At 65.0% G+C, this 22,941-nt stretch carries 22 protein-coding genes; 5 read left to right on the top strand and 17 right to left on the bottom strand.

Annotation, left to right across the window (positions count from 1 at the left end; genetic code table 11):
- Positions 1-45 precede the first annotated feature (45 nt).
- Positions 46-738: a GntR family transcriptional regulator gene (locus MESAU_RS06255; protein ID WP_051041241.1), complete on the top strand. Its 693-nt coding sequence runs from the start codon at positions 46-48 to the stop codon at positions 736-738.
- Between the two features lie 25 nt (positions 739-763).
- On the opposite strand, the gene MESAU_RS06250 is transcribed toward MESAU_RS06255, so the two are convergent.
- Together MESAU_RS06250 and MESAU_RS06245 are read right to left on the bottom strand one after the other, a co-directional pair.
- Positions 764-1,069: a hypothetical protein gene (locus MESAU_RS06250; protein WP_015315212.1), complete on the bottom strand. Its 306-nt coding sequence runs from the start codon at positions 1,067-1,069 to the stop codon at positions 764-766.
- 236 nt (positions 1,070-1,305) lie between these two features.
- Positions 1,306-2,802 carry a CoA-acylating methylmalonate-semialdehyde dehydrogenase gene (locus MESAU_RS06245; RefSeq protein ID WP_015315211.1) on the bottom strand — a complete coding sequence of 499 codons (1,497 nt, stop codon included), beginning with the start codon at positions 2,800-2,802 and terminating at the stop codon, positions 1,306-1,308.
- 158 nt (positions 2,803-2,960) lie between these two features.
- Between MESAU_RS06245 and MESAU_RS06240 the strand changes: the two genes are divergently transcribed.
- The 3 genes from MESAU_RS06240 (at position 2,961) to MESAU_RS06230 (ending at position 6,615) form a co-directional block, all read left to right on the top strand.
- Complete coding sequence (locus MESAU_RS06240; RefSeq protein WP_015315210.1) at positions 2,961-3,842, top strand: LysR family transcriptional regulator; 882 nt, start codon at positions 2,961-2,963, stop codon at positions 3,840-3,842.
- Between the two features lie 188 nt (positions 3,843-4,030).
- The gene (locus MESAU_RS06235) at positions 4,031-4,474 is read left to right on the top strand and encodes a phospholipase A2 family protein (protein WP_015315209.1); all 444 of its coding nucleotides are present in this window, start codon (positions 4,031-4,033) and stop codon (positions 4,472-4,474) included.
- Positions 4,471-6,615 (top strand): phospholipase D-like domain-containing protein, encoded by a 2,145-nt coding sequence (locus tag MESAU_RS06230; protein WP_015315208.1) that lies wholly within the window; start codon positions 4,471-4,473, stop codon positions 6,613-6,615. Before MESAU_RS06235 ends, MESAU_RS06230 begins: the two co-directional genes overlap by 4 nt.
- A 60-nt stretch (positions 6,616-6,675) precedes the next feature.
- Here the strand turns inward: MESAU_RS06230 and MESAU_RS06225 are convergent, their stop codons facing one another.
- From MESAU_RS06225 to rsfS, 10 genes are all read right to left on the bottom strand, one after another.
- Entirely contained in the window at positions 6,676-7,932 is a 1,257-nt protein-coding gene (locus MESAU_RS06225; protein WP_015315207.1) for a D-amino acid dehydrogenase, read from the bottom strand.
- A gap of 123 nt (positions 7,933-8,055) precedes the next feature.
- Positions 8,056-8,598 (bottom strand): GreA/GreB family elongation factor, encoded by a 543-nt coding sequence (locus tag MESAU_RS06220; protein WP_015315206.1) that lies wholly within the window; start codon positions 8,596-8,598, stop codon positions 8,056-8,058.
- Positions 8,599-8,612: 14 nt separating this feature from the next.
- Complete coding sequence (gene rnk / locus MESAU_RS06215; RefSeq protein WP_015315205.1) at positions 8,613-9,035, bottom strand: nucleoside diphosphate kinase regulator; 423 nt, start codon at positions 9,033-9,035, stop codon at positions 8,613-8,615.
- Between the two features lie 276 nt (positions 9,036-9,311).
- On the bottom strand, positions 9,312-10,451 hold the full coding sequence (alr, locus tag MESAU_RS06210) for an alanine racemase (RefSeq protein ID WP_015315204.1): 1,140 nt from the start codon (positions 10,449-10,451) through the stop codon (positions 9,312-9,314).
- A gap of 97 nt (positions 10,452-10,548) precedes the next feature.
- Positions 10,549-11,070: an RNA pyrophosphohydrolase gene (locus MESAU_RS06205; protein WP_015315203.1), complete on the bottom strand. Its 522-nt coding sequence runs from the start codon at positions 11,068-11,070 to the stop codon at positions 10,549-10,551.
- A gap of 36 nt (positions 11,071-11,106) precedes the next feature.
- On the bottom strand, positions 11,107-12,288 hold the full coding sequence (locus MESAU_RS06200; RefSeq protein WP_041163648.1) for a divergent polysaccharide deacetylase family protein: 1,182 nt from the start codon (positions 12,286-12,288) through the stop codon (positions 11,107-11,109).
- A 181-nt stretch (positions 12,289-12,469) separates the two neighbouring features.
- A complete protein-coding gene (locus MESAU_RS06195) occupies positions 12,470-13,801 on the bottom strand; it encodes a S41 family peptidase (protein WP_015315201.1) in 1,332 nt (443 codons plus the stop codon).
- Position 13,802: 1 nt separating this feature from the next.
- Positions 13,803-15,152 (bottom strand): murein hydrolase activator EnvC family protein, encoded by a 1,350-nt coding sequence (locus MESAU_RS06190; protein ID WP_015315200.1) that lies wholly within the window; start codon positions 15,150-15,152, stop codon positions 13,803-13,805.
- 157 nt (positions 15,153-15,309) lie between these two features.
- Complete coding sequence (gene rlmH / locus MESAU_RS06185) at positions 15,310-15,792, bottom strand: 23S rRNA (pseudouridine(1915)-N(3))-methyltransferase RlmH (protein ID WP_015315199.1); 483 nt, start codon at positions 15,790-15,792, stop codon at positions 15,310-15,312.
- 82 nt (positions 15,793-15,874) lie between these two features.
- The gene (rsfS, locus tag MESAU_RS06180; protein WP_015315198.1) at positions 15,875-16,252 is read right to left on the bottom strand and encodes a ribosome silencing factor; all 378 of its coding nucleotides are present in this window, start codon (positions 16,250-16,252) and stop codon (positions 15,875-15,877) included.
- Positions 16,253-16,494: 242 nt separating this feature from the next.
- Between rsfS and MESAU_RS06175 the strand changes: the two genes are divergently transcribed.
- The gene (locus MESAU_RS06175; RefSeq protein ID WP_015315197.1) at positions 16,495-17,346 is read left to right on the top strand and encodes a mechanosensitive ion channel family protein; all 852 of its coding nucleotides are present in this window, start codon (positions 16,495-16,497) and stop codon (positions 17,344-17,346) included.
- On the opposite strand, the gene MESAU_RS06170 is transcribed toward MESAU_RS06175, so the two are convergent.
- The 5 genes from MESAU_RS06170 to obgE form a co-directional block, all read right to left on the bottom strand.
- Complete coding sequence (locus MESAU_RS06170) at positions 17,347-18,645, bottom strand: MFS transporter (RefSeq protein WP_015315196.1); 1,299 nt, start codon at positions 18,643-18,645, stop codon at positions 17,347-17,349.
- A 69-nt stretch (positions 18,646-18,714) separates the two neighbouring features.
- Positions 18,715-19,302 carry a nicotinate-nucleotide adenylyltransferase gene (locus tag MESAU_RS06165; protein ID WP_041163647.1) on the bottom strand — a complete coding sequence of 196 codons (588 nt, stop codon included), beginning with the start codon at positions 19,300-19,302 and terminating at the stop codon, positions 18,715-18,717.
- Between the two features lie 72 nt (positions 19,303-19,374).
- A complete protein-coding gene (locus MESAU_RS06160) occupies positions 19,375-20,661 on the bottom strand; it encodes a glutamate-5-semialdehyde dehydrogenase (RefSeq protein WP_015315194.1) in 1,287 nt (428 codons plus the stop codon).
- A 3-nt stretch (positions 20,662-20,664) separates the two neighbouring features.
- Positions 20,665-21,801 (bottom strand): glutamate 5-kinase, encoded by a 1,137-nt coding sequence (gene proB, locus MESAU_RS06155; protein WP_015315193.1) that lies wholly within the window; start codon positions 21,799-21,801, stop codon positions 20,665-20,667.
- 4 nt (positions 21,802-21,805) lie between these two features.
- The gene (gene obgE, locus MESAU_RS06150) at positions 21,806-22,837 is read right to left on the bottom strand and encodes a GTPase ObgE (protein WP_015315192.1); all 1,032 of its coding nucleotides are present in this window, start codon (positions 22,835-22,837) and stop codon (positions 21,806-21,808) included.
- Between the last annotated feature and the right edge of the window lie 104 nt (positions 22,838-22,941).

Below are 22,941 nucleotides of genomic sequence, written 5' to 3'. Positions count from 1 at the left end.
AGCTGTATATCTGTTAGGAAAGCTGCTGTCAACGCGGAATCTGTTATGATATATTCTAGATATATCAGGAGAGAGCCTTTGATATCCATGGAAGCAAGCATCGTGTCGGAGCCCGCGGCGACCAAGGCCTATCGCGTCCTCGAAAACATGATCGTCACGCTCGAACTGGCCCCGGCGAGTTTTGTCACCGAGGGGTCCCTGATCGAGCGGCTGGCGCTCGGCCGCACGCCGGTGCGCGAGGCGATCCAGCGGCTGGCCTGGGAGGGATTGCTAGACGTCAGGCCCCGCGCCGGCATCGCGATCGCGCCACTGCACCCCGGCGACTGGCTGCGTGTGCTCGACGCAAGGCGCGGCGTCGAGGTGGTGCTCGCCCGTTCGGCCGCACGCTTCGTCACCCGCGAGGCCGCCGACCTGTTCCACGAGGCGGCGCTCGCCATGCAGAAAGCAGTGATATCAGGCAATGTGCTCGCCTTCATCCAGGCCGACAAGGCGCTCGACGAGGCGCTGGCGCTGGCCGCCGACAACCCGTTCGCCGCCCGGCTGGCCGCCCCCCTGCAGACCCACAGCCGCCGCTTCTGGTTCCGCTACAAGGCCGACACCGGGCTGGCGGAGTCCGCCGAGCACCATGTTGCATTGATCCGCTCGATCCTGGACGGCGATGAGGAAGGCGCCGCCAAGGACGCCAAGAAACTGATGGCACTGCTGCGCGGCCATGCCGAGGTCGCCGCCACGCGCTAGTTGCAAGAGCGCGAAGGCAAATCGCTCAGGCGCCCGGCAAGGCCGCCTTGAGTGTCGGGCTGTCCCAGCCTTCGCCAACCGACAGGATACAACTCTGGCCTTTCGTATCGGAAGCCAAGACCGTCCAGCTGCCTTGTTCCGAAACGAAGACCTCGAGGACCACATTGGGGTTGATCAGGCCGCGCCCGGCTTCGCTTTCGTGGAAGTTCTCGCCGAGCGCCTTCACGATATCGGCGCGTGGCGCGCATTGCCCAGCTGCATTTGCCTGAGCAGCGCACGAGCACATCGCCATCGCCGCAACGAACATTGTCGCCGTAAGACGTCGTGTCATTTGACACCTCCTTGCGCCGGACGATGCAATGCCACCGGCCCGCCGTCGGCGCCCTGGTTGTCTGCCGCGCCTCCTCCACGGCAGGATTGCAGCCCTAAGTCGCGCAATCCCCCACCGGTTCCATCACATTAGCGTTTGCAAAAACAAAAGGCCTAAGTCCGGGGACTTAGGCCTCAGGTTCAATCGATCTTCTCATCCGCCCTGCAGCGAGGAAGACCAGATAAAAAAGCGTCCGGTCAATTCATCGTCGGGATAACGAACTCGGCGCCGTCCTTGATGCCGGACGGCCAGCGCGAGGTAACCGTCTTGGTCTTGGTGTAGAAGCGGAACGCGTCCGGGCCATGCTGGTTGAGGTCGCCGAAGGAAGACGCCTTCCAGCCGCCGAAAGTGTAATAGGCGATCGGCACCGGGATCGGTACGTTGACGCCGACCATGCCGACTTGGACACGGCTGGCGAAGTCGCGCGCGGCGTCGCCATCGCGGGTGAAGATGGCGACGCCATTGCCCATCTCATGATCGTTGGCGAGTTTGATGGCGTTCTCATAGGTCGGCGCGCGCACCACCGAGAGCACCGGCCCAAAGATCTCTTCCTTGTAGATGCGCATATCGGCCGTGACATTGTCGAAAAGGCAACCGCCCATATAGTAGCCGTTCTCATAGCCCTGCATCTTGAAGCCGCGGCCGTCGACGACAAGCTTGGCGCCTTCCTTGACACCGGTGTCGACGTAACCCTTGACGCGCTCCAGCGCCTGAGCGGTAACCAGCGGGCCGAAATCCGCTGCCGAATCCGTCGACGGGCCGACCTTCAGGCTTTCGACGCGCGGGATCAGCTTTTCCATCAGCCGGTTGGCGGTGTCGTTGCCGACCGGAACGGCCACCGAGATAGCCATGCAGCGCTCGCCGGCCGAGCCGTAGCCGGCGCCGATCAGTGCGTCGACGGTCTGGTCCATGTCGGCGTCGGGCATGATGATCATGTGGTTCTTGGCGCCGCCGAAGCACTGCACGCGCTTGCCGGCCGCCGTGCCGCGCGAATAGATGTAGTGCGCGATCGGCGTCGAGCCGACAAAACCGATGGCCTTGATATCCGGATCGTCGAGGATGGCGTCGACGACATCCTTGTCGCCGTTGACGACATTGAGGATGCCGGCCGGCAGACCGGCCTCGATGAACAGTTCGGCAATGCGCATCGGCACACCCGGATCACGCTCCGAAGGCTTCAGGATGAAGGCGTTGCCGCAGGCGATCGCCGGCGCGATCTTCCAAAGCGGGATCATCGCCGGGAAATTGAATGGCGTGATGCCGGCGACGACGCCGAGCGGCTGGCGCATCGAATAGACATCGATGCCGGGGCCGGCGCCGTCGGTGAACTCGCCCTTCATCATGTGCGGAGCGCCGATGCAAACCTCGACCACTTCCAGGCCGCGCTGGATATCGCCCTTGGCGTCGGCGATGGTCTTGCCATGTTCGCGCGCAAGAATCTCAGCCAGTTCGTCATAGTCGCGGGCAACCAGTTCGAGGAACTTCATCAGCACGCGCACGCGGCGCTGCGGATTGGTCGCGGCCCATTTGGGCTGTGCGGCCTTGGCGTTCTCGACCGCCGCGCGCAATTCCGCCTGCGAGGCCAGTGCCACCGTGCCGCGCACCGTGCCGTCCATCGGCTGCATGACGTCCTGCTTGCGGCCGCTGGTGCCGGCGACACGCTTGCCGCCGATGAAATGACCGTAGTCGATCATGATTTCTCTCCCTGGGTTGTGATGTCGCATTGTCCGCCTTTGGCCGGCCGATGGCAACGCGAGGGAGAACGCAACCGTTGTGCGCAAAATAGATATCGATTGACGCGCGAGCATCAATTCTCGCAATACTCGCCCGAGATCGCCATCAGGGGAACGCCATGAACTGGGATGACGTCCGCATCTTCCTCGCCGTGGCGCGGGCCGGCCAGATCCTTGGCGCCGCCAGGCGGTTGGAGCTGAACCACGCCACGGTCTCGCGCCGCATCGCGGCCCTTGAAGACGCGTTACGCACGAAACTCTTCCGCCGGCTGACCACCGGCAGCGAACTGACCCCGGCCGGCGAGCGCTTCCTCGACATCGCCGAGCGCATGGAGGGCGACATGATCGCCGCCCGCTCGACCATATCGGGCGAAGGCGACGACGTGTCCGGAACCGTGCGCATCGGCGCGCCTGACGGCTTCGGCGTCGCTTTCCTGGCCAAGCGGCTGGGCGAACTCACCGCCCAGCACCGCGAACTCACCATCCAGCTCGTCCCGGTGCCGCGCTCCTTCTCCCTGTCGCGACGCGAGGCCGACATTGCCATAACCGTCGAGCGGCCGACCGAAGGCCGGCTGGTGGCGGGAAAACTGGTCGACTACTCGCTCGGGCTGTTTGCCTCCCGCGGCTATGTCGGCGCGCATGGCCTGCCCAAAACCGCCGCCGAACTTGGCCAGCACACCCTCATCGGCTATGTGCCTGACCTGATCGTCAGCCCGTCGCTCGACTACGCCGCCGAATTCAGCGCCGATTGGCGGACCAGCTTTGCCATCTCCTCCGCACTTGGTCAGGCCGAAGCGGTGCGCTCGAGCGCCGGCATCGGCATCCTGCACACCTTCGTCGCCCGCTCGATGCCGGAGTTGGTCGCCGTCGATGTGGTCGCGCCCATCCGCCGCGCCTACTGGCTGGTCTATCACGAATCGGTGAGACCGCTGCGCCGCGTCCAGATCGTTGCCTCCTTCATCACCAAGGCGGTGGAACGGGAGCGGGGGTTGTTTACCTGATTTCGCCCAGATGCCTGCGGGTTTCGCGCCCTTCAGGCAGGGTGCCGACATCACAATAACGCGGGCCTGGATCACGCACGCCGCCTTTTCCTTGCCACAAAACCGACCAGTGTGGCATCAGGCGTGCGGTCGCCGGCCATGGGACAGGTCGGGTGGGGAAATCTTTCAGAAAGCTGGCGCGGATAGACATGCGAGCCGTTCTTGCCATCCTGCCGCTGCTGTTCGTCTCCGCATGCGCCAACCCATGGACAAAAGTTCCGGAAGCCGAATTGCCGAAACCGATCCGCTACGCCATGGCGCGTCCCTCGCCTTTCGTCATCGGCAATTACTGCGGTCCCGGCACCCGCACCGGCGATCTGTCGGCCCGGCCTGTCGATCGCCTCGACGCCGTTTGCCGAACCCATGATGCCTGCTACATCGCCCGCCGCAACCATTGCGACTGCGACGGCGCCCTTGTCGCCTCGGCGAGGGCGATCCGCGATGACATGACGGCGCCCCGCAAGATGCGCGGCGAGGCGGACCTGCTGATCGCCACCTTCGCCATCCCTGTCTGCAAGGTTTTCCCGCAAGGTTTCATGCCGCCCCGCGACCCGGCGCAGTTGAGCGTCATGAAGGCCGGGGCGACGGGGTGAACATCCGCACGGCCATCCTCGCCCTGTTCGGGCTGGCCGCCCTTGCCGGCTGCGGTGCGGGCCGCAATGCCTGCGAACTATCGGCCGGGCAGGAGGCTTGCGCACGGCCCTCGCTGTCGGCTGGCACGCCCGGGTCGCGGGTCGCGGCTGAGCAGTTCTTCGGCAATGACGGCGGCAGCGACTATGAAAGACGGTTCCTGGCACTGCTCGCCCACCACCAGCTCGGCGCCATGGACCGTGCCAACGGCACCGGCCCCTTCGGGCGCAACCGCCTCGATGTCCAGAACCGCGATTTCCAGGCGACCTATTCGACGCTCCAGCACCTGGCCGGACCGGTCGCCAACGCTCATCTGCCGCCGACCGGTGGGGGCAGCGGTGACGGTCATTTCGACGGCCGCTGGCGGGTGTCGCGGCAGACGCTCTATATCGATGCGGCGGCGCGGCCCTCGGCCGCCAGGATTTTCGATTTCTCCGGCTTGCAGGCACGCAGCACCGAGATCGTCGTGCGCCAGGCGGGCAAACAGCCGGCCGACATCGAAGGCAGTTGCGACGGCGCAGTGGCGCTCCGCGCTGGCGGAGCCTCACGCACCATCGCCGCCGGCGCGGCATTCCACTTTCACCTCTCCGGCGAGGACGACACGGTCAGCCTGTTCCCGGGCGACGGCCTGAACCGGTGCACGGCGAGGATCCGCTCCAGCCTTGCGCCCACCGGTACACCGCTCACCATCCGGCGTGAAGAAACCGCGGATCCGGCGCTTGCCAGCTTGGACAGCCGCTACCAGCGCTGCCCAGTCCCCGGCGATGCAGGCCTCGATGCGCTCGAGCGCGCCTTCTATGCCAGCCGCTGGCTGTCGCAGACCTGCGCCATGCCGATCGGCGAGCCCAGGCTGCTGCGCAAGTCGCGCGACGGCTTCAACGCCAAGGTCGAGGCGCTGATGGGCGCGCCGCTGTCCAATGCGGCAATAGACAAGGGCGATCCGGAACTGCCGCTCGATTTCTCGAAGGCGCCAAGGCTGAAGCTGATCTATCTGTCCTCGCTGGAATTCAAGGCCGATTTTTCCGGGCGCGTCATCGAACGGCTGATCCGCCATCATGCAGCGCTTGGCACCAAGGTGCGCATCATAGTCACCGACGTGCTGGAGCGCGAAAAGGACGACGCCATGCTGCACCGGCTGGCCGCCGAATTCCCCAATGTGGAGCTGCAGGAATATCGCTGGCGGGCGGACCACGGCGCGCCGATCGACGAGCAGATTTCACAACTGCACAAGGTCCATCATGTCAAGATGCTGGCCACGCTGGCGCAGGACCCCGCGCGCTCGCGCGTCATCATCGGCGGCCGCAACATCCATGACGGTTTCCTGTTCCACCAGCCGATCGATCTGTCGCGCTATCCGGACCTCGAGCAATACGGCAAGACCGACGGGTTTTCGCTGAATTACTACTCGAACTGGAGCGACTTCGACATCGAGTTCGCCGACCGGGCGACGGTCGAGACGCTCGCCGCGCAGCTGTCGACGATATGGCTGCGCGACGCCGACACCAACCTGGCGCGCCCCTTCTCCATCCCGGTCCGCGGAGATGGCCCCCGGGGCAATGCCCGGCATTTCATCTCGATGCCCTATGAGGATGACCATGCGCTGGAGGCCTATTTCGTCGAACTGGTCGATGCCGCCCGGCACCATATCCAGATCGTCAACCCCTACCTCAATCTGACGCCCAGCCTCGCCAAAGCTTTTGACCGGGCGCTCGCCCGCGGCGTCAGGATCGATATCGTCGGCCGCATCGACCTCAAGGGCGATATCGGGGGCAGGTTTCTCACCGCGCTCAACAAGCTGTTCGTCGAGAAATATGGCGACCGTATCGATATCCGCGAGTTCAAGGCGCCTGACGTGGTGCTGCATTCCAAAATCATGATGATCGATGAAAGGCTGGTTGCCATCTCCTCGGTCAACCTCAACAACCGCAGCTTCTTCCACGATTCGGAGAACGGCATGATGGTGCTCGACCGCGCCATCTATGCCAGGATGAAGCCGGTCTATGACGACTACCTCGTCCACTCGAACCCGGTCGCCACCAATGTGACGATCCCGTGGGCCTACCGGCTGCTGTTCGACGAGGCGTGGGTCAGGCAGGCGTTCTGATATCGCCCCGGTTCCGGGGCAACGACATAAGCAAAGAATAAAGCGCGAGACGCGCGGCGGCTATTTCAGGTAACGCTCCTGGGCCAAGGCACGCACGTCGATATCGGGCACCCGGTTGGAGATGATGTCGGCCAGCACCTTGGCCGAGCCGCAGGCCATGGTCCAGCCGAGCGTGCCATGGCCGGTGTTGAGATAGAGGTTGGACAGCTCCGTGCGGCCGATCAGCGGCGGTCCGTCCGGCGTCATCGGCCGCAGCCCGCACCAGAACGTCGCATCGCGCATCGCGCCGGCTCCCGGAAACAGGTCGCCGACCGAGTGTTCGAGCGTGCGCCGACGCGATTCATGCAGCCTGAGGTCGAAGCCGGAAATCTCGGCCGTGCCGCCGACGCGGATGCGATCGCCGAGCCGGGTGATCGCGACCTTGTAGGTTTCGTCCATCACCGTCGACACCGGTGCGGCGGCGGCGTCCTTGATCGGCACCGTGATCGAATAGCCCTTGACCGGATAGACCGGGATCGGTCGCTTCATCCGGCGCATGAAACCAGCCGAATAGCTGCCCAGCGCCATCACATAGGCGTCGGCGGTCAGCCAGCCCTTGCTGGTGCTCATATTGTTGACGCGGTTGCGGCTGCGGATGACGCGCCATATCGTCGTGTCGTATTCGAACTTCACGCCGCGCGCCACGCAGAGCTCGGCCAGCCTGTCGGTGAACATCTTGCAGTCGCCGGTCTCGTCGCCCGGCAGTCTCAGGCCGCCGACAAATTTTTCACGCACCCCGGCCAGCGCTGGTTCCGCCGTGATGCAGCCGTCGGGATCAAGGACCTCATAGGGCACGCCATATTTCTTCAGCACCTCGAGATCGCCTGATGTGCCGTCGAGCTGCTTTTGCGTGCGAAACAGCTGCAGCGTGCCCTGCGTCCGCTCGTCATAGGCGATGCCGGTCGCCTCGCGCAGCGCCTTCAGCGTGTCGCGGCTGTATTCCGCCAGCGGCACCATGCGCGATTTGTTGATCGCGTAGCGCTCGGCGGTGCAGTTGCGCAGCATCTTGACCAGCCACGTCCACATATGCGGATCGAAGGCCGGCCGCACCACCAGCGGACCATGCTTCATCAAGAGCCACTTGATCGCCTTGAGCGGGATGCCGGGCCCGGCCCAAGGCGAGGCATAGCCGGGCGAAATCTCGCCGGCATTGGCAAAGCTGGTTTCCAGCCCCGGCCCTTTCTGGCGGTCGATCACCGTCACCTCGTGGCCGGCCTCGGCGAGATAATAGGCCGTGGTCACCCCGATCACGCCACTGCCCAGCACCATGATTTTCATCATTCACTCCTTGCCGCGCCGAGCGTCCTCAGGACGCCCGTGGACGCGGCCGTATTTTTCGATTTGCGCATGATCCCGAGCGAAAATCGATGTCGATCTTCGAGACCACGCGCTGTTGCCCATTCACGCCGCCGAGGGACCGGGGTCGTCGTCTTCTGTCTGCCGCATTCCGGCCGTCTCGCCAAGAGGCCTCCAATCGGCTGCGGCACTGTAGACGAGCCTGAGCCCGTGCGGTCGCTGCGCGTCAGCCTGGTGTTTCTGCCTGACCGTGCGCCGGGCAGCCTCCGGCTGGTAGAGCACGGCCCGGATCAGGATCCACTCCCGCCGGCCGTCGGCGTGTTCGACCATTGCAGTCTGGCCTTGCGCCATGCCAAGCATGCAGAGTCCGCGCCTCGTTGCGACCGACAGGCTGGAGCCGACCGGCCCGCGCACCTCGTGCTGCACCAGGGTTCGCGTCTCCGCGGGACCGGTATCGACGCCGAACACCACCCTGCTGTTCAGCGTGACGATGTCGGGGCCGACCGAATCGATCGGCACGACATCGGCGCATGAAAGCTTGTATTCGAGCATGCGCACGATCGGATCCGCGAATGCCCGCCGGCGCTCCAGCATGACTTCGAGAACGGCAAAGTCCTTCGTCGTCAGGCAGCAATTCGTGCTCGTCATCACCGCCTCCGCCTTCAAGCTCGTTGCGGGCCGGAAGCCGGCGTATCGACGGCTTCGACGGTCACGAACAGTTCCCGACCACCACGACCGTTCCAGCAAACCGCCTGCCCAACGCTCGCGCCGATGAGCGCGGTTCCCATCGGCGTCAGCACCGAGATCCGATTCTCGGCTATGTCGGCCTCACCCGGGTAGACCAGCATGATGCGCTGGATGTCCCCGCTTTCGCCGCGCACCATAACCGTCGAGCCCATTCGCACCACACCGGCCGGCATCGCCGCCGCGTTCGTGACGACGGCCCGGTCCATTTCCGAAAGCAGCTCCTCGGCCGTCTCGGGCGCGCGATCGAGCAACGCCCTCGCCAGGCCGGTCAGCCTGTCATGGTCGGCTTCGCTGATCAGAATATGGCTGTTTGGACGCAGTTCTTTTGCATGTTGCATGGCAAACCTCATGGGATCGGCGCATCGAACGGATGCGCGCCTGCCGCCGCACTGGCGGCGGCGTGATGAAAGGCCGGCAGCCGCGAAGGGCTGTTCGGCTTGATGGCGATTGTGGATGTATGGATGCCCCGGTACGGACGGACGCCGGAAGGCGGCCGCGCCGGGGCTACGATCCCGCGATCGGGCAGACCCTGAACAAGGTTGTGCTACAAGCGAGGTTGCTCATGCGCCGAACCTTGCCGACAGGCGTCCGCTTGTCAAGCGCGGCCAAACCGCTCAGCCGCCGACATAGCGCCGATGAAACCGCGTCCCAAAGCTGGCCAGGATTTCGTAGCCGATGGTGCCGGCATGGCCGGCGGCATCGTCGACGCTCTGTGAAGGGCCGAGCAGTTCGACGAGATCCCCTTCGCGGAGCCTGCCGGGCGGCAAGGCCGAGATGTCGAGAATGATCGAATCCATCGATACGCGTCCGAGGAAGGGCAGGCGCGCCCCCTCGAACCAGGCGGCCGACGCGGACCGGCGCAGCCAGCCATCCGCGTAGCCGAACGAGATCGTCGCCAGGCTGAGCGGCCCTTCCGCATGGTAGGTGTGGCCATAGCCGATGCCGGTGCCCTTTTCGACGCTGCGCGTCTGCGCCACCTTGGCCTGCAGCCGCACCACGGGCAGCATCGGGTTGGGTTCGGCAGGCGTCGGATTGATGCCATAGAGCGCGGCGCCAGGGCGGGCGAGATCATAATGGTAGGACGGTCCCAGAAAGATGCCGGAGGAATTGGCGAGCGAGGCGGGTGCCCCGGGCAGCATGGCACGCAACCGCTCGAAGGCCCGCCGCTGCTGTTCGTTGGCGGGATGGTGCGGCTCGTCGGCGCAGGCCAGATGGCTCACTACATACCTGATGGCGATGCCATCGAACGCGGCGGTGTCGCCGGCCATGGCCTCGACTTCGGGCGGCGCCATGCCAAGTCGCGACATGCCGCTGTCGACCTGGATCGCGGCCGGAAGTCTTTGGCCAACGCGATGTGCCGCCGCGCGCCAGGCTCTCAACTGTGCGCCACTGTTGATGACCGCGCAGAGACCAGACGCGACCGCTTCCCCCTCGGAGCCTGGCGGCAGACCGTTCAGCACATAGATCTCGGGTCCTGCCCCGATCGCCTTGCGGAGCGCGATTCCTTCGGCCAGCAGAGCGACGAAGAAGATGTCGCAGCCTTCTTTCATCAGCGTCGATGCCACTTGGCTCGCACCCAGACCGTAGCTGTCGGCCTTGACCACGCCCGCGCAGCGCACGCCGCCCAGCCGCGCCTTCAGTCGCCGGTAATTTTCACGGATCGCGCCAAGATCGATGGTGAGGATAGCCCCGGCAGCAGCCTCGCTCGGGGCGTCGGCTTCCTCGGGCAGTGATCTTTTGGGGGCGTCGTACATGGCGGCCCTTCTTGTGACGGACAGACATCAAATCAATAAGGCGGTCGAACCGGCGCGGCAACCGCGGGCGTTTGAACCGCGGCCGGAGCCCGTCCAGCTATGGCACAAGGTGACGGAACGCCCCCACCACCTCTTCATAGACCTTGCGCTTGAACGGCACGATCAGGTCGGGCAGGTCTTGCATCGGCTGCCATGACCATTTGTCGAATTCGGCTGTGTGGCCGCCCGGCGGCGGATTGATCTGGATCTCGCTGGCATCGCCATGGAAGCGGAAGGCGTACCATTTCTGCGTCTGGCCGCGATACCGCCCCTTGAAGGCGATACCGACCAGATGGTCCGGCAGGTCATAGTTGATCCAGTCCGGCGCTTCTGCCAACAGCGAGACGCTGCGCATGCCGGTCTCCTCGTAGAGCTCGCGCTCGGCGGCCTGCAACGGCTCCTCGCCCTTGTCGATGCCGCCTTGCGGCATCTGCCAGAGCTGCGTCGTGCCGGCGAACTCGCTGTCGGGTTCGGCAATGCGATGCCCGACCCAGACCAGCCCCTCGCCATTGAGGATCATCAGCCCGACACAGGGTCGGTAGGGCAGCGTTTCGCGGTCGACTTTTTTCGTCTGCGGCATCACTCAGTCTCTCCAGTCGCCTTCCGAAGGCCTTGGCTAACCTTTTTGCGGATCGACGGCCACCGCTGAAATCGGCACGATCTCGATGCCGCGCTTCTTGGCCTCGGCCACCCATGACGAGACCGTGTCGACCGTCAGGTCGAAAGCCGAGCCGATGCCGACGGCCGTGCCTTTGGCACGCGCGGTCGCTTCGAGGCTGTCGAGCTTCTTCAGGATGGCGCCGCGATCCTGCACCGCATCGATCGCCGTGTCGCCGGCGACGAAAGGGACGCCATTCCTCAGCGCCATGTCCGGAGCCAAGCTGCGCGCCGACGAGCCGTCGTCGATATAGGCGAGGCCCCTTTTGCCAAGTTCGGCCATGAACGGCTCCATCGCCGCGGAGTCGGCGGAAAACCGCGCGCCCATATAGTTCATGACACCGGTATAGTTCGTCGTCCGCGACAGCGCCCAGTGCAGGTTCTTCAGGTTTTCTTCCGCGCTCGCCGCCACCGTCAGCGTGTTGCGGCCGGGGTTGACCTTGGGATAGTCGAACGGCTCGAGCGGCACCTGCATGACGACCTCGTGGCCGCTCTGCCTTGCAGCCTGCATCCAGCGGCCGATGCTGTTGCCCTGTGGCGCGAAGGCCAGCGTCACTTCCGCCGGCAGCTTGGCGATCGCCGCCTGGGTACCAGTCTGTGAAACCGCGAGCCCGCCGATGATGATCGCCACACGCGCGCCACGCGTGCCGGACCATGGCCGCGCATAGACGTCGAACGGTCGCCTTCCGTCGGCGGAGCGCATCGGCAAGAGCCCGGTTTCACTGGTTTCGATCAGCGCCTTGTCGGGAATATGCGCGATCTTGAGGTTCTGGCCGACGGTCGATGGATCGCGAATGACGATTGCCGCCTTTGGCGGGCCATCGCCTTCTTCGGTCTGCACATGAATGATCTGCGGACCGCCCGTCTTGGCCGGCATCTCCACCTTTGGCGTCGTCGCCGGAGCCAATGCGGGAGGCGACGCGGCGGGCTCGGCCGCCGCGGTCACTTTCGGCGTCGAGACGGCGACTTCCTGCGGCTTTCGAAACGGCTTTTCCCTGAACGCGATTGCGGCCGAGACGCCGACCACGGCAAGCACGATCGCGCTCGCCGCGATCACACCGACGCTGATCCTGCCGGCGCCGCGAGGCGCCCGGACGGCCTGTCCAAGCGGGCGTTCGATGTCCTTGCCGATATCAGCCAAGCCCTGTCCCCGATGCACGGTTCCGAAGGCGACCTCCTTCGGCAACACATGCACGAATTCATCCATCCCGGCGCCTTGGCGCCGTATTTGGAGGCCTGGTCCTGCCCCCGAATCAAACTGCCGGAACCTTTCGGTCCCGGCAGCATCGCATTGCTTCGTTCAACCGGCCAGACCGGTTGCCTTACTGGTTGAGCACGGCCTTTTCCGGATTGGGCGGGAAGGCCGGATCGGTCTTCTGGCCGCGCAGCAACTGCTCGGCATAGATGAGCTGCAGATCGTCCTTCGGATCCGGTGGCACATAGGCCGCGGAACCCGAGCCGGTCTTGCTCTCGTCGGCGCCCTTGATATGGCCCTTGAGATCGGATTCGCCGCGCGTCAGGTCCCTGCCCTGCAGTTCGGGCGGCAGCGGCTGGTCGACCTTGATGTCGGGCGTGATGCCCTTGCCCTGGATCGATTTGCCCGACGGCGTGTAATAGAGCGCCGTCGTCAACCTGAGCGCGCCATTCTCGCCGAGCGGGATGATGGTCTGGACCGAGCCCTTGCCGAAGGACTGCGTGCCGACCACCGTGACGCGGCGCAGGTCCTGCAGCGCGCCGGCGACGATTTCCGAAGCGCTGGCCGAGCCGCCATTGACGAGCACGATCATCGGCTTGCCATTGATATCGTCGGTCTGCTTCGGCTTGGCGTCGAAGCGGGTGACGTCCTTTGGATCGCGTCCGCGCGTCGAGACGATCTCGCCGCGCTTGAGGAAGGCGTCCGACACGCTCACCGCCTGGTCGAGCAGGCCGCCCGGATTGAGGCGCAGGTCGAGCACATAGCCCTTCAGCTTGTCGTCCGGCACCTGCTTCTTGATGGTCTCGATGGCGTTCTCGAGGTCGTCATAGGTCTTTTCGGTAAAGGAGGTGATCTTCATGTAGCCGATATCGTTCTCGACCCGGAACTTGACCGCCTTGACCTTGATGATGTCGCGCACCACCGTCAGCTCGATCGGCTTGTCGGCGCCCTGGCGCAGGATGGTCAGCTTGATCGGCGTGTTGACCAGGCCTCGCATCTTGTCGACCGCGTCGTTGAGCGTCAGGCCGCGAACCTCCTCGCCGTCGATCTTGGCGATATAGTCGCCGGCCAGCACGCCAGCCTTGGCGGCCGGCGTATCGTCGATCGGCGTGATCACCTTGACCAGGTCGTTCTCCATGGTGACCTCGATGCCGAGCCCGCCGAACTCGCCCTTGGTCTGCACGCGCATGTCCTGCGCCTGTTCGGCGTTCATGTAGGAGGAGTGCGGGTCGAGCGAGGAAAGCATGCCGTTAATGGCGTTCTCGACCAGCGACTTGTCGTCGGGCGGGGTCACATACTGCGCCCGCACCCGCTCGAAGATGTCGCCGAAGATCGCCAGTTGCTTGTAAGTCTCGGACCCCGCAGCGTTCGCCGCCGAGCCGGGTGCGCCATAGACAAGGCTCATGGCGGACGCGCCCATCAGCGCACCGGCAAACAGAAGCGACAGTTTCCGCATCATTTCACGTCCTTCCAGAAAAACGGTCCGCCCACCATGGGGCCGGATCGACGGGTTTTCCATCCTTGCGGAACTCGACATAGAGCTCCGGCGTGGCATTTCCATTCTTCGAAACCGAGGTGCTTGCCACCCGGGCTTCTCCCATCGCGCCGACCGGCTCTCCTGCAAGCACCGACTGGCCAGTCACGACGCTGATTCTGCTCATCCCAGCCAAGACGACATGATAACCGTCGCCGGCATTGAGGATCAAGAGTTGACCGTAGGAGCGAAACGGCCCCGCATAAAGCACATTCCCATCCGCCGGCGCGGTAACGATGGCTCCCGATTGTGTCGCAACCATGTCCCCAAGCATCAAGGCGCCGTTACCGTCGTCGGCGCCAAACCTGAGTTTGATGCGGCCGGTGACCGGCAGGGCGACCTGCCCTTGCAGCGCCGAGAAAGGCGCCGCGGCGGTCAACCTGTTGCCTTCGGGGACCGGCAGCGATGCCGTCTGGTCGCCACCGGGCTCGGTGCCGCCGGCCTGGCCAGCGGCGGCTGCCTTTGCGGCGTCCGCGGCCTTGCGGTTCTTGTCCGCCTGCGCTTCGAGCGAGATGATCAGATCCTTCAGGCTGCTGGCTTTGGCCGCCAATTGCTCGGAACGCTGCTGTTCGGCCGCCATCTGCGCCTTCGTGTCGGTCTCGAGCTTCTGCTTGGCTTCGAGCAGCATGCCGAGCCGCTTCTTCTCCGCCGTCTGATCGCCGACCGCCGCCGTCAGCCGCGCCCGTTCCGCCTCGATCGAAGCCGTCACCCGGGTCTGCTCCTTGAGATCGGCCAGCAGGCTGTCGGTCTGCTGGCGCAACTCAGGCACCACGGCGCCGAGCAGGATGGCGCTGCGCACCGACGACAGCGCATCTTCCGGCTTGACCAGGATCGCCGGCGGCGGGTTGAGCCCCATGCGCTGCAGGGCGCCCAGCACTTCGGCCAGCACATCGCGCCGCGCCGCCAGCGAAGTACGGATCTTCTGTTGCTGGCCCTTGAGCCCTTCCAGCTTGGCGCCGATGTCCTCGATGTCCTGGCCGAGCTTCTGCTCGGTCATCGCCGACTGGATGAGTGCCGCGGTGATCGAGGCGTGGTCCTTCTTGACCGCGGCGATATCGGCGGCGAGCTTGGCCAGCCGTTCCGACGACAGCGTTATTTCCTTCGAAACCTGCTCGTATTCGGCACGGCTCTGGTCCGGATCGGGCGCCATGTCGAGCGTGTTTTCGGCCCGCACAGCATGCAGCGACAGAAGCACCGCCGCCGCGGCGATACCGCAGCGCACGCGCCAGGAGCCCCCCGTCGATGGGCCCGTCGTCGATTTCCAGCCTTCAGACATTCGCGATCGATTCTATCCGCGCCTTCGTTAACGAATCATCAACCATGTTAGCGCCTGTCGCCCAAAGGGTTCGCAATAACGCAATGCAACGGAAAAACAGGCCCACGTTGAATCTTGCGCGGCATTTGGGGCCAAATTCGGCGCGATCCGGCGGCTTTCAGGACCTGTGGTAGGGATGACCCGACAGGATCGTCGCCACCCTGTAGAGTTGTTCACCCAGCATCACCCGCACCAGCTGATGCGGCCAGGTGAGCGCCCCGAACGACATCACCAGCTCGGCCTGGCCGCGCAGCGACGGATCGTGGCCGTCGGCGCCACCAATGGCGAGGACCAGCGCCTTGCGTCCGCCGTCGCGCAACTGTCCCAGACGGCCGGCGAAATCCTGTGAAGACAGGCTCTTGCCTCGCTCGTCGAGCAGGATGAGGGCCGTACCTGGCTGCAGCTGTGCCTGCAGCCGCGAACCTTCGTCGCGCTGGCGCTCGGTGGCGCTCTGCGCGCGGCCCTCGACGATCTCGGTGATCCCGGCGAATTCGAGCCCCACGCCGGGTCCGCTCTTGGCGAACCGCTCGAAATAGCGGTCGGCTAACTCCCGCTCGGGGCCGGCTTTCATTCGGCCCACGACATGAACTGAAATCCTCATCCTCGCCTCTATAGCCGCTAATGCATGTCACCCGACAGGGGGAACCGGTTTACGGCAACGACATGCATCGAACACAATCGGCTTAGTGGAGGGTCTCTTCCTCGAGATCCGGCGCCTGCCACATCTTTTCGAGATTGTAGAATTCGCGGACTTCGGGGCGGAAGACATGGACGATGATATCGCCAGAATCGATCAGGACCCAGTCGGCGCCTGACAGTCCCTCGACGCGCGCGGTGCCGAGGCCGGCATCCTTGAGCGCCTTGAGGAGATGGTCTGCGACAGCCGCGACATGACGGTGCGATCGGCCCGACGCAACGACCATGTAGTCGCCGAGGCTCGATTTCCCCTGAATGTCGATTGAGACAATGTTTTCGGCCTTGGAGTCTTCCAGACTGGCAAGGACTGTCTTGATGGCACGGGACACGGCGTCGTCTACGCTGATCCTGGCCGGCGAAGGCACGATGTCGGCCTTCTTCCGCAGTGCTGTTCTCAGTGTATTTCCTTTCGCAGCAAGAACAACCAAATCACCCCTTAAAGCAGGTGACACCACTTAGATAGGCAGAGTTCCGTTGCAGTTTCAAGACGGAGCCCCGATCGACGCGAACTCGCCGAGTGGAATGTTGTTCCACGGGTGACGCAAAAACATCGGAACCCAGGCCTTCCACAGCGGTTACCGGCTGACCGACCAACCGGAATCCCGCCATGCCGATCGACCCGCAAGACACCCTTCTCACCGTCCAGACCGGCCTCGCGCAGCTGAGTACGCTGATCGTCTCCTATTCCTTTTCCGCCATCGGCGCCGTCATCCTCCTGGTGGTCGGCTACATCGTTGCCAACCTTGCCGAGCGCTCGATCTCGGCTGGCCTCGGCCATATCCATGGTTTCGACGCGACGCTGCGGCATTTCTTTTCAAAGATCGGGCGCTACGCCATTCTGATCCTCGTCGTCATCATGGTGCTCGGCCAGTTCGGCGTGCAGACTGCATCGATCATCGCCGCGATCGGCGCCATCGGCCTCGCCATCGGTCTCGCCCTGCAAGGCACGCTGCAGAACATCGCCGCAGGCATCATGCTGCTCGCGTTGCGGCCATTCCGCATTGGCGAGTCCGTTGAGGTCGGTTCCATTGCCGGTTCGGTCGAGGAAATCGGCCTTTTCGCCACCAAGCTCAGGACCGCCGACGGCATCTACATATTGGCGCCGAATTCGACGCTGTGGAATCAGCCGGTGCGCAATTTCACCCGCAACGGCGTGCGCCGCACCGACATCACGCTCAGCATCGGCTCCTGGAACGACATAGACGGCGCCCAGAAGACATTGCTTGCCATTGCCGGTGCCGAGAAGCGCATCCGCCGCGAACCGGCGCCGATCGCCTTCGTGGCCGGGCTCGGCGATACGACCGTTTCGCTCACCTTGCGCTACTGGACCGCGGCGGCGGACCATTTCGCCACCCAGATCGACATGACGAAACGCGCCAAGCAGGCCTTCGACAGCGAAGGCATCTCGATCCCGCAGCCGCCTCCGGAAGCATCGCCACCCGAGGCCCGCAAGCAGTAATCAGTCGCCCCTGTGGCGGACCACTTCGTCCGGCGCGAAGGCGAGTTCGACCGGCAAGGGCGCTTGCGCCGACATCGGTGCGAAACTGCCCGTGGCGGCAGCCGGAACGCGGCCCGCCGCGATCACCCGCCACAGCACGAAAAGGCAGAATACCGAGGCGATGACGATGCCGACATAGATGAAGGTTGCCGTGCCGAAGACGGCGGAAAGCGCCGTGACAATGCCCGGCACGATGAAGCCGGCGAGCGACCAGGCAAACAGCATCGAGCTCGACAGCGCCAGCAGTTCATCCTTCCTGGCGCGGTCGGCGGCATGCGCGCTGGAGAGCGCGTAGATCGATTCCGCCGCCCCGTCCCAGATCAGATAGATCACCACCAGCACCATCAGCGCACCGCCGTCGAAGGCGATGGCGAGCACGCTGGCAACGACCGCCAGCGCCGCGGCGCCGGCAAGCACGTAGCGCCGATCAGTACGGTCGGAGAGCCAGCCGAGCGGTATCTGCAGGATCAGCGTGCCGACCGGCATTGCCGACAGCAGCAGCGCGACATCGGCCTGGCTGTAGCCCTTGGCCGTCGCGTGGATGGGCGCGAAGCCGGAAATGATCATCGACAGGCCGCCGACCGCCAGCATGCCGGCGACGCCGACCGGCGAAATCCGCCAGGCTTGGCGCAGAGCCACCGAAGCCGCCTGCGGCGCCGGCGGCTGGGCAAGGCGTGTCATGCCGACAGGCAGGATCGACAGAGCGGTAAAGGCGATGCCGATCAGCGACGCGGCGGCCGTGTGGATGTCGATCACGGCAAGCGTCGCATAGCCGACCCCAAGACCGGCAATGTAGGCGACATAGAACACGGCCATCACCCGGCCCCGTACGGCGTTCGGCAGCGCGTCGTTGAGCCAGCTTTGCGCGACGATGAACAGGCCGCATATGGCAAAGCCGTAAAGCGCGCGCGCCACGATCCACAGCAGCGGGTGCGGTCCGGCGCCGATGGCGGCATTGGACAGCGCGATCAGCGCCGACAGCACCATGAAGGCGCGGGCGTGGCCGACCCGGCGCACCAGCGGACCGGTCAGGATACAGCCGGCGAGGCCGCCGGCCGACAGGCCGGTGACGATCAGCCCTGCCCAGACCGGATCGAACCCTTCGACGCCGAGCCGGACGGGGATATAGGCGAACATCAGCCCGTTGCCGATGGCAATCAGCGCCATCGACACGATGACACTGGCAATCGCGATCAGCGGCGCAGGCGTGCTGCCCTGGTCGGGATCGATCGTGGGATGGGTTTTCTTGTGAATCGCCATGGCTGGTCAGCATCGCCCATGGGTCAGGCGGACGCCGCTGTAAAAACGACATGGCCGGACGGACGACGCTCAACCCTTCGCCATCTTCCGGATCGCGCTCGACGACAGCAAGGAACGCGGACCGTGGATGAAGGTCCAGGCCGGCGCCTTCATCCGCGCAAGCCTTGGCGCGTCGCCTTCGTCGATGCGGGCGTAATCGAAGGTCTTGGCGACAACCGACGACAGAAAGGACAGCGTCGCGCCCGGGCGGTCGATGACCGCGATCGGAAAGGTCATGACGATCTCGCGCCAGCGCTGCCAGCGATGGAAGTCCCGCAGGGAATCGGCGCCCATGATCCAGACGAAGTCGACGCCGGGATTGCGTGCCTTGACCAGCGCCAGCGTGTCGGCGGTGTAGCGCACATTGTGTGCCGCCTCGAAGGCGGTGACCTTGATCTTCGGGTTCTTGGCGATCTTCTCGGAAAGCGCGATGCGCTCGCCCAGCGGCGCCAGTTCGCGCGTGCTCTTCAGCGGATTGCCTGGGGTCACCATCCACCAAAGCTGGTCCAGCGCCAGACGCCGCAAAGCGATTTCGGCGACCAGCGCGTGGCCGGCATGCGGCGGGTTGAACGAACCGCCGAACAGTCCGACGGCCAGCCCCTTCTCGGCATGCGGCATCTTCAGATAGCTGGAGGGTGTCGCCGGTTCGGAAGAGGCCAGCATCGCTTCAGGCTCTGGCGATCAAAAGCTTCAAGGCCTCACCTGTCCCGACCCGCGCACGCGATATTTGAACGAGGTCAACTGCTCGACGCCGACCGGCCCGCGCGCGTGCATCTTGCCGGTGGCGATGCCGATCTCGGCGCCCATGCCGAACTCGCCGCCATCGGCGAACTGCGTCGAGGCGTTGTGCAGCAGGATCGCCGAATCGATCTCGTTGAAGAACCGTTCGACCGCCTTCGCGTCCTCGGCGACGATCGCCTCGGTATGATGCGAGGAGAAGGTTTCGATGTGATTGATCGCACCAGCGATCCCGTCGACCAGCTTCACCGCGATGATCGCGTCGAGATATTCGGTCACCCAGTCGGCGTCGGTCGCCGGCTTGGCGTCGAAGAACATTTTCATCACTTCTTGATCGGCATGGATCTCGCAGCCGGCGGCGCGCAGCGCATCGAGGACCGGCACCAGATGGGTGGCGGCGACCGCACGGTCGACCAGCAGCGTTTCGGCGGCACCGCAGACGCCGGTGCGCCGCATCTTGGCGTTGACGGCGATCCGCACCGCCATGTCGAGCTCGGCGGAGCGGTCGATATAGAGATGACAGATGCCTTCGAGATGGGCGAAGACCGGCACCCGCGCCTCGCTCTGCACCCGCCCGACCAGGCTTTTGCCGCCGCGCGGAATGATGACGTCGAGATTGCCGCCAAGCCCCTTGAGCATCTCGCCGACCGCGGCGCGGTCGGTGGTCGGCACCAGCTGGATGGCATCCCCGGGCAGACCGGCCGCCTTCAGTCCCTCGACCAGGCAGGCATGGATCGCCGAGGAGGAATTGAGTGAATCCGAGCCGCCGCGCAAGATGACCGGATTGCCCGCCTTGAGGCAGAGAGCGCCGGCATCCGCCGTCACGTTCGGCCGGCTTTCATAGATGACGCCGACGACACCGAGCGGCGTACGTACGCGCTCTATGCGCAGACCGTTCGGCCGCTCCCACGCGGCGATGACATCACCGACTGGATCGGGCAGGGCAGCGATTTCGCGAATACCGTCCGCCATGGCGCGGATGCGTGCCGGATCGAGCTTCAGCCGATCCATGAAAGAGCCGGAAAGCCCGGATTCGTGGCCATTCGAGACATCGATGGCGTTGGCGTCGAGAATGTCCCGCGCGCGGGAAATGATCGCGTCGGCCATAGCGACAAGAGCGGCGTTCTTGGCGGCGGCGGTGGCGATGGCCAGCGGTCGGGCGGCAGCGCGGGCGCGGCGCCCGATATCGGCCATCAGCGCCACGGTGTCGTCCCCGGATTTTTCATGCAGCTTCAGCATGGCTCATCCTCCGCTTGTGTCGCTTCCGGCGTGACTTACGACGAGATCGTCGCGGTGGATCATCGCCGAACGCGCCTCGTAACCGAGCACCGTCTCGATCTCGGCCGTCTTCAGGCCTGCGATCCTTACGGCATCGGCGGCATCGTAGGCAACCAGCCCGCGCGCGATCTCGCGGCCTTCGGGCGACAGGATCGCCACCGTGTCGCCGCGGGAGAAATTGCCGCTGACCAGCTTGACGCCGGCCGGCAGCAGCGACTTGCCCGAAATGAGCGCGCCGATGGCGCCGGCATCGACGGTCAGCCGCCCGGCCGGTTCGAGCTGGCCGGCGATCCAGGTCTTGTAGCCTTTCACCGGATTGGCGCTGGGCTTGAAGAACGTCGCGCGCTCGCCGCGCTCGATCGCCATCAGCGGCGACAGCCTTGTGCCGGAGGTGATGATCATCGCCGTGCCCGCAGCATTGGCGATCTTGCCCGCGTCGAGTTTGGTACGCATGCCGCCGCGCGACAGCTCGGACGCGGCGGCTCCCGCCATCGCTTCGATGTCTGGTGTGATGCGGTCGACCACCGGAATGAACTTTGCACCGGGGTCCGACGCTGGCGGCGCGGTGTAGAGCCCGTCAATGTCGGAGAGCAGCACCAGAAGGTCCGCGCCCATCATGGTGGCGACGCGGGCCGCCAGCCGGTCATTGTCGCCATAGCGGATTTCGGAGGTCGCCACCGTGTCGTTCTCGTTGATGACCGGCACCGCCTTCATCTTGAGCAGCGTCGATATGGTGGCCCGCGCGTTGAGATAACGCCGGCGCTCCTCGGTGTCGCCGAGCGTCAAAAGGATCTGGCCCGATTTCAAGGCACCCTTGCCGAGCGCGTCCGACCATGCGCCGGCGAGCGCGATCTGCCCTACGGCGGCGGCGGCCTGGCTCTCCTCGAGCTTCAGGGCGCGCTTGCCAAGGCCAAGGATGGTGCGGCCGAGCGCGATGGCGCCCGACGACACGACGAGGATTTCGGCGCCTCCCTGGGCAAGCACCGCGATGTCGTCGGCGAGCGAGGCCAGCCAGTCGCGCTTCAGGCCGCTCGCGCGGTCGACGAGCAATGCCGAGCCGATCTTGACGGTGATGCGCCGGTATTTCCTGAGCGGCTGCATGACTTTACTTTTCCCAGCGCGTCTCGACCGGCGCGGCGATCCGCGCGCGCGCCTCCGCGATGACAGCCATCAACGCGCGCTGCACCGCCTCGACGCCCTCGCCGGTGACCGCCGACAGCAGCATCGGCGCGCGGCCGGCGGCACGCTTCAGCGAGGCGACCTTCTTCTTGCGCGCGTCTGCGTCGAGCGTATCGACCTGGCTCAGCGCCAGGATCTCGGCCTTGTCGGCCAAGCCGTGGCCATAGGCCTCGAGCTCGGCCCGCACGGTCTTGTAGGCCTTGCCCGGGTTCTCCTCCTGCGCGGAGACCAGGTGCAGCAGCACGCGCGTGCGCTCGACATGGCCGAGGAAGCGGTCGCCGATGCCGACGCCCTCATGGGCACCTTCGATCAGACCTGGAATATCGGCGATGACGAATTCGCGCGCATCGATGCGGGCGACACCGAGGCCCGGATGCAGGGTCGTGAACGGATAGTCGGCGATCTTCGGCTTGGCCGCGGTGACGGCGGCCAGGAATGTCGACTTGCCGGCATTGGGCAGCCCGACCAGCCCGGCGTCGGCGATCAGCTTCAGCCTGAGCCAGATGTTGAGTTCTTCGCCGGGAAGGCCGGGATTGGCGCGGCGCGGCGCCTGGTTGGTCGAGGTCTTGAAGTGCTGGTTGCCGAAGCCGCCATTGCCGCCCTTGGCCAGGAGAAAGCGCTGGCCGACCACGGTGAGGTCGCAGATCAGCGTCTCATTGTCCTCTTCGAAGACCTGCGTTCCGGCCGGCACTTTCAGCGTGACATCGGCGCCCTTGGCGCCGGTCATGTTGCGGCCCATGCCGTGGACGCCGGTCTTGGCCTTGAAGTGCTGCTGGTAGCGATAGTCGATCAGCGTGTTCAGCCCGTCGACCGCTTCCAGCCAGACATCGCCGCCGCGGCCGCCATCGCCGCCATCCGGCCCACCGAACTCGATGAACTTCTCGCGCCGGAACGACACCGAACCGGCGCCCCCGTCACCGGAGCGGACATAGACCTTGGCTTGATCGAGAAATTTCATGGGACTGCAGTTTCTTTTATTGGCCTTGCGGCATTGCTCTAAACCTTGGGCCTTGCTCTAAACCAAGGCGCGGCGAAGGGCGAGGCCGTTTTGTGACGATGGCC

It is taken from the genome of Mesorhizobium australicum WSM2073, from assembly GCF_000230995.2.
Taxonomy (GTDB): Bacteria; Pseudomonadota; Alphaproteobacteria; order Rhizobiales; family Rhizobiaceae; genus Mesorhizobium; species Mesorhizobium australicum.
The sequence above is the reverse complement of the archived record's forward strand: the minus strand, read 5'-3'. Positions and strand labels throughout refer to the sequence as shown.